8 protein-coding genes are annotated in these 13,335 nt (G+C 39.9%); 4 read left to right on the top strand and 4 right to left on the bottom strand.

The window, feature by feature from the left end:
• The first annotated feature begins 188 nt into the window (after positions 1-188).
• The 3 genes from H6G32_RS19975 to H6G32_RS19965 all read left to right on the top strand — a co-directional run bounded on the left by H6G32_RS19975 (position 189) and on the right by H6G32_RS19965 (position 2,219).
• Complete coding sequence (locus tag H6G32_RS19975; RefSeq protein WP_190461380.1) at positions 189-539, top strand: DUF952 domain-containing protein; 351 nt, start codon at positions 189-191, stop codon at positions 537-539.
• Between the two features lie 130 nt (positions 540-669).
• Positions 670-858 (top strand): DUF4089 domain-containing protein, encoded by a 189-nt coding sequence (locus H6G32_RS19970; protein ID WP_190461378.1) that lies wholly within the window; start codon positions 670-672, stop codon positions 856-858.
• The gene (locus H6G32_RS19965) at positions 855-2,219 is read left to right on the top strand and encodes an AtzE family amidohydrolase (protein ID WP_190461376.1); all 1,365 of its coding nucleotides are present in this window, start codon (positions 855-857) and stop codon (positions 2,217-2,219) included. Before H6G32_RS19970 ends, H6G32_RS19965 begins: the two co-directional genes overlap by 4 nt.
• Positions 2,220-2,319: 100 nt before the next feature.
• Here the strand turns inward: H6G32_RS19965 and H6G32_RS19960 are convergent, their stop codons facing one another.
• Positions 2,320-2,826, bottom strand: coding sequence for a GNAT family N-acetyltransferase (locus H6G32_RS19960; RefSeq protein ID WP_190461374.1), 507 nt, complete (start codon positions 2,824-2,826; stop codon positions 2,320-2,322).
• A 94-nt stretch (positions 2,827-2,920) separates the two neighbouring features.
• Here H6G32_RS19960 and H6G32_RS19955 point away from each other — a divergent pair, with 94 nt between their 5' ends.
• A complete protein-coding gene (locus H6G32_RS19955; protein WP_190461371.1) occupies positions 2,921-3,838 on the top strand; it encodes an isopenicillin N synthase family dioxygenase in 918 nt (305 codons plus the stop codon).
• 41 nt (positions 3,839-3,879) lie between these two features.
• Here H6G32_RS19955 and H6G32_RS19950 read toward each other — a convergent pair whose 3' ends face one another.
• The 3 genes from H6G32_RS19950 to H6G32_RS19940 form a co-directional block, all read right to left on the bottom strand.
• Positions 3,880-9,273, bottom strand: coding sequence for a trifunctional serine/threonine-protein kinase/ATP-binding protein/sensor histidine kinase (locus tag H6G32_RS19950; RefSeq protein ID WP_190461369.1), 5,394 nt, complete (start codon positions 9,271-9,273; stop codon positions 3,880-3,882).
• Positions 9,274-9,785: 512 nt separating this feature from the next.
• Positions 9,786-10,463 carry a hypothetical protein gene (locus tag H6G32_RS19945; RefSeq protein ID WP_190461368.1) on the bottom strand — a complete coding sequence of 226 codons (678 nt, stop codon included), beginning with the start codon at positions 10,461-10,463 and terminating at the stop codon, positions 9,786-9,788.
• Between the two features lie 412 nt (positions 10,464-10,875).
• A complete protein-coding gene (locus tag H6G32_RS19940; RefSeq protein WP_199328178.1) occupies positions 10,876-12,450 on the bottom strand; it encodes a pyridoxal phosphate-dependent decarboxylase family protein in 1,575 nt (524 codons plus the stop codon).
• Between the last annotated feature and the right edge of the window lie 885 nt (positions 12,451-13,335).

The raw sequence follows: 13,335 nt of genomic DNA, 5'->3' as shown, positions 1-13,335 counted from the left end.
TTCATCTCACTTATTTTGCTCTCATGTCAAGTACATTTTTTATTTGCTCGCTGATGTTTATCTTGTTTTTTTTGTCAAGTTCATACTATACCAAATTAGATGAGCTTACCCTGCCTGAAGAACCAGAATCACCTTTAGATGATATTCGTAAGCTGATACAACAAGCTGAATCATAACTGTAACAACACATGAACACTATATTTCACATTACCCAACGACAACAATGGCAAGAAGCAAAAGTCCTCGAAAGTTATCGCGGTGATACGCTGGATTCTGAAGGATTTATTCACTGTTCTACAGCAGCGCAATTAGTTAAGGTTGCCAATAGATTTTTTGCTAATCAAAAGGATTTGGTAATTCTTTTTATTGACTCTGATAAGGTGCAAGCTGAAATTCGCTATGAATTGGCTGAGGTAGATGAATTATTTCCTCATATTTATGGTGCTTTAAATATTGATGCTGTGTTTCAGGTGATTGATTGTGAACCTGGGGAGGATGGTTTGTTTACGTTGCCGCAAGAGGTTGTAAATTTAATTTAATACCAATTCAGCATGATATTTAAATATGTATGATCCCCCCAGCCTCTCTTTTTAAGGGGGGCTAAGAGAAATGCTATAACGAACCGCAAAGGACGCAAAGAGCGCAAAGTGAAGAAAGGAGAAGAATAAAATGGAAAGTCGTGTTTTTGATGTGGGTGTGTATGTTGATCAAATGTCTTTGTTGTTGGGTTTAGAGTTGAGGGATGAGTATCGTGATGGGGTGGTGGCAAATTTTGAGAGAATAAATGCGATCGCAACTCTCGTTAATTCTTTCTTGTTACCAGATGAAGTTGAAGCTGCACCGATTTTTGAACCATGAATGATGCTGTATCAATAGCTGCTGCTGTGGGCGAAGGCCAAGTTAGCGCGGTGGAAGTAACTCAAGCTGCTTTAGCACGCATTGCGGCGCGGAATCATGAACTTAATTGTTTTACGGCTGTGACTGCGGAAACGGCTTTGGCTGATGCAGCACGGATTGACAGGGAAATTGCTAAAGGTAATGATCCTGGTGTGTTAGCCGGTGTACCTTTTGCTGTCAAAAATCTCTTCGATATCGCTGGTTTAACAACTTTGGCGGGGGCGAAAATTAATGCCGAAAATCCCCCAGCGACTCAAGATGCAACCGCAGTCGCCAAGCTGAAACAAGCGGGTGCTGTGTTGGTTGGCGCTTTAAATATGGATGAGTACGCCTATGGGTTTGTGACGGAAAACTCCCATTATGGCCCTACTCACAACCCCCATGATTTACAAAGGGTGGCTGGGGGTTCTTCAGGTGGTTCGGCGGCGGCGGTGGCTGCTGGGTTGGTTCCGTTGACGCTGGGTTCTGATACTAACGGTTCCATTCGGGTTCCGGCGGCTTTATGTGGTGTTTTTGGCTTTAAGCCAACTTATGGGCGGTTGTCTCGTGGTGGGGTAGCTTTATTTTCTAGCAGTTTTGACCATATTGGCCCTTTTGCTGGTTCGGTGGGAGATATTGCTACAGCTTATGATGTGCTTCAAGGGGAAGACGCACAAGATCCCATTTGTACAAAACGCCTTCCTGAACGGTGTTTACCACAACTTAATCAAGATATTTCTGGTATTAGAATTGCGATCGCAGATGACTATTTCACGAAAGGCGCTGAACCTGAAGCCTTAGCAGCGGTGCAACAGGTGGCTGAGGCGTTGGCTGTAACTGAGTATGTGACGATACCAGAGGCTAACCGCGCCCGTGCTGCGGCGTTTGTGATTACAGCTAGCGAGGGAGCAAATCTGCATTTAGATAAATTGCGATTGTGTCCTCAAGATTTTGACCCAGCAACACGCGATCGCTTTTTAGCTGGGGCGCTAATTCCCAGTAGCTGGTATCTGCAAGCCCAACGTTTTAGAAGATGGTATCGCGATCGCCTTCGAGAAGTCTTTCAAAATGTCGATATAGTTATCGCCCCTACCACACCAATTACAGCACCGTTAATTGGTCAACAAACTATGCTTTTAGAGGGTCAAGAAATTCTTGTTCGTCCTCATTTGGGATTATTTACTCAACCATTATCTTTCATCGGTTTACCCGTTTTATCAGTACCTATTCAGCGACAAAATGCCTTACCTCTGGGAGTGCAATTGATAGCTGCCCCCTACAATGAAGCGCTAATTTTGCGGGTGGCAGCGGTGTTGGAGGCAAATGGTATAGTTTCAGTTTAAAATTTGGGCATTGCTAAATAATGAAGAACTTCAAAAATTCTCATTCGCAAATAGCATTTTATCTCTTAATTCAGCAACGCCGAAATTTTAATTACTTGGATTAAACCCGATCAAAAGCTGGTGGATAAACAACCTTACCTTTGTACTTTTTCTGATAGCTTTGCAGTAGTTTGACCATGAAGAAATCCTCTGGCACCGCAAAGGGAGACTCGATTTCATAATTAACTGATGGCTCAAACCCAAAGCGATTATAGAACTGGGAATGACCCAATACAATAGCTATGGCTTCTCCTCTAGCATCCGCTGTCTTTAAACCTGCTTGTACGAGTGCGCTGCCAATTCCATGCCTCTGAAACTGGGGACGAACTGCCATAGGTGCTAAACCGAGTACCTGTAGAGTTTCTTCACCCACCAAGTCAATGTAGCTGAAGAGAATATGACCAACTACAATGCCTTCAACCTCCGCAATTAAAGAAAGTTCGGGAATATAGCGGTTAGAATAGCGAATTGCCTCGATAAGTTTAGCTTCGTTCTCCTGCCCAAACGCTAGTATATTCACCTCAGATATTGCTGGGTAGTCTAGAGGAGTTTCACAATGGATGTTCATGATTTCAGATGATATATTACTATGGGTTCTTGGCAGTTAGTTAATAAGTAATTTAAAATATAATACCTGTAAAATATAAAATTCCAAATTCTCAATGGTGGCAATTCCAGTAATTAATTTAGCTGCCTTCAGCAATGGTGATTTAGCAACTCGCCAAACCGTCATCAAACAAATTTATCAAGCCTGCCATGAAATTGGCTTTATGTACTTGCAAAATCCAGGAATATACCCAGATTTAGTTGAGCAAGCATTCACACAAAGCAAATCTTTCTTCAATTTACCTTTAGAACTGAAACAACAGCAAGCCTGGAGTGATGAATTTAGCAATATAGGTTACGTTGGTATAGAGAGAGAACGCCTTGAACCCAATAAACCAGGGGACTTAAAAGAAGCATCTAATCTAGATAAAGCCAAATCAGCCCAAAACCCGGAAATTCTCGCCTTTTATGACGCTTGCACACAACTAGCTAACAGAGTTTTAGAAGGATTTGCTTTAGCATTAGAATTACCAGCAGATTTTTTTGTCACTAGACACAATCAGCAAAATCATACCTTGCGATTGCTGCATTATCCCCCGTTGCAGACATCACCCAAACCTGGACAAGTGCGTGCTGGTGAGCATTCTGATTATGGCAGTATTACCCTACTATTCCAAGATGACATTGGAGGACTGGAAGTGCAAACCGCACTTGGAGATTGGATTCCAGCCCCGGCAATTCCTGGTACGGTAGTAGTCAATACTGGTGATTTAATGCAGCGGTGGACAAATCACGTATTTTGCTCAACTAAGCATCGGGTGATCCTTCCCAGTGACAGCAGAGTCAAGCGATCGCGATATTCTGTCGCTTTTTTCTGTCATCCTAATAATGATACAGAAATTGCTTGTCTTGAGAGTTGCCAAAAAGAGGGATGTCTAATGACAAGCCGCGTTACGTCTATACCCATTTATCCCCCCATCTTAGCAGGGGAATATCTGTTGAGCCGTTTACGAGCAACATACTCAACTCAGTGAGATTAGGCTCCTCACCTGTCTTAGCATTCAGAATGTCTAACCTAAAGCGGAATCTGAATGACGAATTCTGCACCTTTACCTGGGGAAGAAATACACTGTAATTTACCGCCATGTTTCTCAGTCACAATCTGATAACTAATCGAGAGTCCTAATCCAGTGCCCTTACCCTCTGGTTTAGTAGTAAAAAAGGCGTCAAATAGTCGCTGTCGCACTTCCTCTGGCATACCAGATCCATTATCAGTGATGCTAATCATCACTTGATCGCCCAAAGTTTCGGTGTGGATAGTGATCATATTGGGATTCTTTTCAATATCAGCAAATGGCCTGCCATTATTGGACTCTTCCAAGGCATCAATAGCATTTGCCAGCAAATTCATAAACACCTGGTTCATTTGTCCAGGATAACACCCAACTAACGATAGATTGCTATACTCTTTGACAACTTGAATAGCGGGACGGGTTGGGCTAGCTTTGAGACGATGCTGCAATATCATCAAGGTAGTTTCGATACCCTCATGAATATCAACTGCTTTTTTGTCAACACTATCAGTGCGTGAGAAGGTACGCAGAGACTGCATAATGCCGCGAATACGTTCAGTTCCTACTTTCATTGAAGAAATCATCTTAGGCAGGTCTTGTAGCAAGAACTCCAGATCAATTGCCTCAATCTCATCGGCAATTTCTGCGGGTGGGGAGGGCAAGTTTTTCTGGTAAAGATCAAGTAGATTAATCAGGTCTTCAACATACTGTGTGACGTGAGATAAATTGCCTGAAATGAAGCTTACAGGATTGTTGACTTCATGAGCTACCCCAGCGACTAATTGCCCCAGAGATGAGATTTTTTCAGTCTGCACTAATTGCGCTTGGGTTTGCTGGAGTTGTTGTAAAGATTGTTGTAACTGCTGGGATCTTTCTTGTTCACGTGAGTAGAGGCGGGCATTTTCGATGGCGATCGCCGCCTGAGAAGTCAGGAGTTTGAGGATTTCCAGGCGATTTTTCGTAAATGCTTCAGTGGCTAAGTTATTCTCCAGATAGAAAATGCCTGTAAATTTACCTTGGTAAAAGATGGGAGCGCAGACAACAGATTTCGGTTGATGTTCTTTTATATAGGGATCTTCCCTAAAAAGCAGATCAGAACTGGCATCACCTATTACGAGTGTTTGCTGAGTTCTAGCAACGTAGTTGACAAGAGTTATGGGGATATCTTGACTTGTTTCTACTGGCGTTGATTGTAGAACAACAAAAGAGGAATTTTGATCGCTGTGAATAACTTCGATGAACAGTTTCTTGTCTTTTTCTAGAATCAGACAGCCCTTTTGAGCAGCAGCATTTTCTAGGATGATGGCTAGCAATTTTCCGAGGAGTTTATCTAGAACAATTTCGCTGCTAATCGCTTGGGAAAGTTTCATCACTGTAGCCATATCTAGAATTTGACCACTGCTGGTTGTACTTCCCGTTTTTGTGGTTCTAGTATTCCTGCTAATTGTGCTGGATATATTTACATCAGACTCTGTAACCTTATCACTACGGATAATCAATTCAGGATACCGTTCCTCTAAATCGTGGACTTTAGCGATCGCACCCCAGCTGTTATAACTATAGTAAGCTTCGGTCATATAAGTTTTGGCAATTTTTTCTTTGCCTAATGCTAGGTAGAACTCTGCTGCTAGTTCATTAGCCAGTGCGACTTCTTGAATATAACCATTTTCTGCGGCTCCAGAAATTGCGCGATCGTACAAAAGCATCGCTTGCACATCTTGCCCCAAAACTCTGGCTTTTTCTGCTTCTATTAGCTCATATTTATGTCGGTAGTTACAGGGAGCGTGGTAGGCCCATTTTTTCATGTTTTTCTGATTAAGTGCCACTTGCTTGAGGTATTGCTTTTGTTCAGAAGATGAAGTGTTTTTGAACTCAGCCAACAACGCCAAAGAATAGTAGAAGTTATTGACTAAATACATTAAGAATGCTGGATTATTATCTTGGTATTTTTCTGTAGTTAGCTTGGCGCTCTGAATAGCTTTTTTATAATCCTGAAATAAATAATAAAGGATGGTTTTACAAATGTAAAGAGCGCTTAACCAAGAATAATTTCCCTCAAAAACAGATATCATCTCTGTTTCATTAAATGCATCTCCTACTAAAATAGTTTTATCTAATGAGCGTCCTAAAAAGTTTAAAGAACATTGTCGAAGGCATCTGATTGCTAAAGCTGTAGGTTCTAGTTTTAATTGCCGCATTAAATCAACAGAATCTAATAATTTGTGTTCAACTATTTCCCTATTTTCTCCGCTCGATAACAAATGAAAACTTAAAGCAGTAGTGCAATAACTGGCAAATTCTATATCTCCAGTTTCCAACCCCATCTGTATCCCTTCCTGCAAGGATATGATTGTTTCCTTCAAAGGATCTTTAAAGTGACGAATCATACTATTAAATACAAATAAGACTTTACATCTGAGCGATTTATCCTTCATCTTGTCCAGCACTGCAAGGCCTAACCAGCCAAATCTATAGCCTGCTTCTATATCTCCTAATTTGTCACACAACATAGCTCCATAAAAACTATATCCAAAAGCAGCAAAAGTTGAATTGTTATATTTCACTGATAATCTGACCATTGCCATAATAGCCAGTGGAAACTGCAAAGAACCTGATTGAGAAGCGGCAGGAGTGATCAGCATTAATATTTGCATAGCTGCCAGCTTATAGGGGTCGGTCATTTGTGGCAAAGCAGCTAAATCTTCAATTCGTTTTCCAGTTAAAGTTAACTTAGTCTTTATTACTGCTGTTAAAACATCCAACTTCTTGGGTTTTTTCGGCAGTCGCACACCGAGGACTGTTAGAACTTTAACTCCAATATCTAAGGCTTCTTGTAGTCTATTTTGTGCAGTATAAGACTGGATTTCAATTTCATATACTTTGACTTTATCTAAAATATTATTAGCTTGTTGAAGGGTGATATTCGCTATTTTTCTTGACCTCTCAAAGTTGCCGTGTAAATACTCCACTTCTGCTGTTTCTCTATGCAAATTAAGCATAAGTTCATAGTTACTCTGCCAACTATTTACTACTAAAAGATTCAACCCTAAATTCAAATACTTGATTGCTGCTTCATAAGCATTGGATGTTTTGGCTTTCTTGCCAGCCAAGAGATTAAGTTTTGCCAGTTCATTTTTTTCAGCTTGGTTTGCCAGTAAATCCACACCAATATTTAGCTGGTTGACAATATCCAAGACATTTTCCACTAGTACTTCAGGTGGTGTCTGTTTTAGAAGTAACTGACCTATTTTCAGATGAGTTATCTGTTGTTGGTTTTGAGGAATGAGTGAATAGGCAGCTTGCTGCACTCGATCATGCAAGAACTTATAACCTACCCGTTTTGTATCAAAAGTGAGGTTAACTGCTTCTTCCTGACTAAATACTAAGGGAATCCGGTAAGCCTCACTTAAGGGCAAGATTAATCCAGCTTCTAAGGCTGCATACAGTTGATTGGCAGTACTTCCAGGTGACTGCTCATTCACAATTGACAGCACATCTAGGGTAAATTTATCCCCTATACAAGCTGCTAATTTTAAAACTTCTTGTGTTTCTTCTGGAAGCCTTTGAATTCGACTGGATACCAGTTCTACTATACTCTTATCAGTTATTCCAATAGCTTGTATTTCCGCAATACTCCATTGCCATGAAGCAGTAATAAAGTCAAATTTTAGCAGTTTGTCTTGATAAAGCACCTGGAGTAATTGTGTCAAGAAAAATGGATTTCCACCTGTCTTATTAAAGATTAATTCAGCTAGTCCATAGCTTCGTTCTGTATTATCATGCAATGTTTCAGTAATTAACTGAATTACATTAGTTATTGTTAACGGTTGCAATACAATGTTATTTATAAAGATGTCTGTATTCTCAATTTCCTCGATTGTCTGTTTTAAGATATGCCCAGCCTTGACTTCATTATCCCGATATGCACCTATGACTAGCAGATATTTGCTGTCGGGGTCAGTAATTAACAGTTGCGTTAACTTCAATGTAGCGGAATCTGCCCATTGCAAGTCATCCAAAAAGATGACTAAGGGATGCTCTTTTTGGGCGAAAACTCGCGTAAATTCTGAGAAAACACGATTGAAGCGGTTTTGAGTTTCGGTTCCACCCAGTTGTGGTACTTCTGGCTGAGATCCAATGATTAATTCTACTTCAGGAATCACGTCAATAATTACTTGCCCATTTAATCCAACTGCGCTAAGTATTTGGCCTTTCCATACATCAATCTGGGCGGCACTTTCTGTAAGTAACTGCTGCATCAACGAGCTAAAAGCTTGAATCAATGATATATAGGGAATATCGCGCTTGAATTGATCAAATTTACCACTCACAAAGTAACCTTTTGAGCGGGTTATAGGTTTATTAACTTCATTGACTATAGATGATTTGCCAATCCCTGAATAACCAGAGACTAGCATTAATTCAGTGCTTCCTTGACTAACACGCTCAAAGGCTGATAAGAGTAAATGAACCTGAGTTTCTCTACCATAAAGCTTTTGCGGGATGAGCAACTGACTGAGAACATCTAAGCGTCCTGGAATAAACTCAGTAATCTCATTTAGCTTGTTCAACTGGTTTTGACAGAGTTCTAAGTCGGCTACAAGTCCTGCTGCACTTTGATATCTGTCTTCAGCGTTTTTGTGCATCAGTTTCATGACAATAGAACAGATGGCTGGTGGTACTTCTGGCTTCAATTCTTTAATTGCCAGAGGCTGTTTGGCAAGATGACAGTGAACCAATTCTAGGGGGTCATTGCTTTGAAAAGGTAATTGACCCGTTAAGATTTCATAGAAGGTGATACCTAAAGAGTAAAAATCGCTACGATAATCAACTGGGCGATTCATTCTCCCGGTTTGTTCTGGGGACATATAGGCAAGAGTGCCTTCTAGTTGATTGGGGTTAACGAGTGGCGGTGTTTCTTTATAAAGACGTGAAGAGATACTGAAGTCGGTAAGCTTAACTTGTCCTGAAAGCTGGTTGATGATGATGTTAGCGGGTTTAATATCTTTGTGAATAAGCCGGTTATTATGCAGTGACACCAAGGCTTGCGCCAGTTGCAGGGCAATACTTAAAAAGGTACTCATGTCCAATTTTTGATGGGAGAGCAGCTGCTTGAGCGACTGTCCACCAAAGTCTTCACATACAAGCACTAAACGATTTTGATGGGTTTCGAGCCTCAAAAATTTGACTATGCCCTCAATATCTAGGTTTTCCGTCATTTTGTATTCGTGCTTGAGACGGGCAATGTCATCAAGGGTGGGATAGTCAGCTTTGAGGATTTTGAGGATGACGGGTTGAGCGTTGAGTTGCGCTGTACCTCGATAGATAATAGTGTGAGCGCCCTCGTGGATGATCTCGGTCAGGTCATAACCTGTAAGTATGGGGGATGCAAGCATTGCCAAATTTTAGCGGGATAATAGTGTGCCATATTTAGAATGCCCGCTTATATTCCTTTTTAAACAAATTTAGTATAAATAAAATTTTTCGGTACAGATTAAAAATAGTTTAATACCGTTGCCCGGAAGTCAAAAGTCAAAAAGCTTACATTGTATGCTGTTCGTTGATTTTGAATGGTAGCTTTATTTCCGGCCTCGTGTACTAGATTTTAGCTTTGCTTTTTTACTCTGACCAAAGTAAAATCTCTGACCCTTGTATTGAGATAATTTTTGCCAGTTAAGGTGTTTTGTAGAATTCAAATCCGGGTGAAATTGCTCAACCCAATAAACACTCTAATTTTCAGAGCAGTCTTGATACCCAGCAGCTATGTTGCGAAGAATATATTTGCTGCCTCCATTTAGCCGCACCCAAGGGTGGGTGTCGGCTAGCGATCTTTAGTTTGCTTGGAGGTAAATTTACTGAGGAGATATGTTTGACACTTGGTTACATGATGAACCAAACTTGATTTTGCCTAATTTGTTAATCTGTATTCTTTAAAAACAAGTCTACAGCTTTGGCATTCTGTTATCTCAGTGAATACACGTTGACCTTCATAGTGAAAATCATCGTAGTATACAGGAGCTATTCCTTCTACTTCTTTAAATCCCAAACGTTTGGTATTAATTTGATGGGCAATATGTCCCGTTGATTCTCCAATGCTACCCACATAACCCTTTTTATGGGCGATGCTTTCTGCTATCTTAATTAATCTCACTGATAGACCTGCATACTCTTTGTAGACACCTACCATAAATATGTGATATAACTGACCTGATTCAACTGGATATTGTTGCTTGTATGCTTTGTCAAGACTACCTAACAGTTCAAAAATGGGTAAAAATTTAGAGGATACAGTTTTAATTCTTTCTGGTGGCTCAGTCACAAAATCTTCACCAATCAAAACACCTACTACTTTGCCATTTATTTGATCCAGAGCTACCAGTGAAAGCTGATCATTAACTGCTTTTTGTAATAAAATTTCGGCAAAATATTCAAACTCCTCTAAGGTGATTTTTAATGCTTGTGTCATGGGTTCTCTGGACTGAAAAGTGCTAGAAAGGCATTCAATGGCACTTGATAAATGTCCCTCTGTCAGAATCTGATAACTAACATTTTTGCGTGATAATTCTATTACCGTTGATGTTTGCATTTGTTTCTCCAAATATTTCTAATTCATTAAAAATCGTTGCTTTTTGCACTACCTTGCTCAGATTTAGACTTACGCATTTCCATCCAGGTATGCTATTTTGAATGGATTTTAGACACCCATAGGGGTGGTTCTCAAAGAAGAAAATCTTCAATATCCAAAAATCATCTGCATTTGGCTCATAATGATAGTTGTATAGTGGTGCGTAAGTCTTACAGATTAATTTGAGGGTGTCATCTACCATTGATACTCAACTGAAATTCTGGCCAATTGTTAAGGGGTAATTAGTCATGAATTTCCAGTAACTACCAATTAAGGATCACCCAAGTTTGAATTGTAACGACAACTTGATCATACAACCACCCAAAAGTCTTGAATTATTGCTGTTAGCTAACTAACCACTAATTGCTAATCACTATTTTTGCTGAGAATAATTTTTGTCTATCAATTTAGCAAGTTTGTTCAGTCGGCTGATTGTTTCTCGAATGTCTTCTACCGTAGTGCGAGGATTAATTGTACACATACGGATAACTTTACGTTCTTTCAAGATCGTGGTGTTGACTAATGCAAATCCCTCAGTAGCTGTATCGTCTACAATTTTCTGGTTGATGGCATTAATGTATTCACAAGACCGTCCCGCAGGAGCATACCGAAAAGTAAGTACACCTATCTGAGCCGAAGTTATTACTTCCCAATCAGGTAGATTTTGCAACAAACTTTCAGTTAATTCTGCCAGTCCGATCCCCCAGGAGATTGCCTCTCGAAATGCCTCTACTCCAAAAGTTTTCAATGACATCCATAGCTTTAAAGAGCGGAAGCTACGGGTTAATTGAATCCCATAATTATAGAAATTGACTTCTTCTTCCTGACGATTTACATCTTTGAGATATTCTGCTTGACAAGCAAAAGTTTCTTTCAACCAAGAGTTATCACGAACTAAAACACAGCCAATTTCATAAGGCTGAAATAGCCACTTGTGGGGGTCTATGGTCAACGAATCAACACGTTCGAGTCCTTTAAGCAAAAAACGACCCTGTTCAGAAAGAATTGCAGCTGCTCCATAGGCGCCATCGACATGCAACCAAAGTTCTTCCTGTTGACAAAAATCTGCTAGCTCAGAAAGTGGATCGATTGCTCCACTATTGGTTGTTCCTGCATTAGCAACTACACAAAATGGTTGTTTCCCTGCTGCACGATCAGCGATGACTGCTTGTTGCAGGTGTGGTAGAGATAAACGAAAATTATCGTCGGTAGGTAGTTTGCGAATTTGGTCTGGTTTAAACCCTAATATCTTTAGAGCTCGTAAAATTGATGAATGTGTTTGCTCTGAAAAATAAACAGTTGCATTCTCAATTTTATTATTGAGCTTTATCTGACGTGCAGTTGTTAAAGCTGTGAGGTTAGCTATCGAGCCACCGCTGACAAAAATTCCACCTGCTGTATCTGGTAACTTAAAAATTTGTCGTAACCAATCAATGGTTAATAGCTCAATTTCTGATGGACCAGATCCTACTAACCAGGCGCCGGCAAACGCATTAAACCCAGATGCCAGAGTATCAGCCATCACGCTGACAAAGTTACTCGGACCGGGAACAAAAGCAAAGTATCGTGGGTGATCTGGGTGAGCGATATTGCTGAAAACATCTTGTTGAAGCTGTTGAAGTATGTTTGCAGGATCAGTCCCCGATTGAGGAATTGGTTGATTCAGGCGATTTTCTAACTCTGCTCGGCTAGCTTTGCGCGTTACAGGCTTATTAGGTACACTTTCAAAATGTTCGACTAGCATATCAATAACTTGATATCCTAACGTCTGCATTTCTGCGCGAGTTAGCTGTAGGTTTTTTTTAGCACTCAACCCAGAAAATGACTTACTACACTCGTTTATACTGAGATTTCGACGCTTAATTTTGGCTACGCCAAACCCTGGAGTAAGTTTGTAACTAACAGGTATTTCTTGTCGTGGTTCTGTCTGAGCTTGTACTTGGTTCATTAATAGAGACACCTTAATTTACAAAAAGTGATTCGCGTTTTTTAGCGATACCCAGGTAAAATCTGCACTATCTGGTGGAAATAACTACCAATAGTGCTTGCAGAAAGAATACAAATTCTGTCTGTTGTTTAATTGCTGATGGGGATACCTAAGTGTGCTTTAGGCAGTTGCCATCTTATTGATCAAAGCCGGAATTTTAGCTTACAAGCTAGAGAATTATATTATCTCAGTATATATGCCAGTAGTCAATATATAGGAGCGAATTTCTCCCGTATTTATACTACTAGATAGCCAGGAAAAAATTAGACAAATTGATTGATACCGTTTTGCTCTCAATTAAGGTGCGGCAACAAGGGTTGTTTAATCGGCTCTGGTGTTGGTCTGGTTGGATAAATTTTTCTGCTAGCTCTAAGCTGTGCCGTTTTTTGATCATTTTTGCGGTATCTACTAAGTTAACTGGGGAACAACAAACAATACTCTACATTGAGCTACTGATATTAGCAATTCCTCTAAGCCCTATAAAAAAACTCTTCATCATCTCTTTAATAAATATCTGCATAAACACTGTCATATACTAGTCAAGTTTATATTTATTTAAAATATGTGAGGTTCCCGCATTCAGGATATTGTTACAAATTTTAATAATCAATGACGTTGATCAATATATTATTGCAAAATCAGGCGGGAGCAGAATTTAAAACTGAGGATATTTAACTCTCATAAAATAAAAATAACTTTGCTTGTCAAGCGCCTATTTATAGGTAAGCTGTTGAGAAAGCAAATCAAATTACCCACTTGCTGCAAATTCGCTATCCATGAGCAATAACGACTGAAAATCCGTTTAAATACCACTATTTGTATGGATTTATGGGTGATTATGGCTTA

The organism is Cylindrospermum sp. FACHB-282, from assembly GCF_014697195.1.
Lineage (GTDB): Bacteria > Cyanobacteriota > Cyanobacteriia > Cyanobacteriales > Nostocaceae > Cylindrospermum.
The sequence above is the reverse complement of the archived record's forward strand: the minus strand, read 5'-3'. Positions and strand labels throughout refer to the sequence as shown.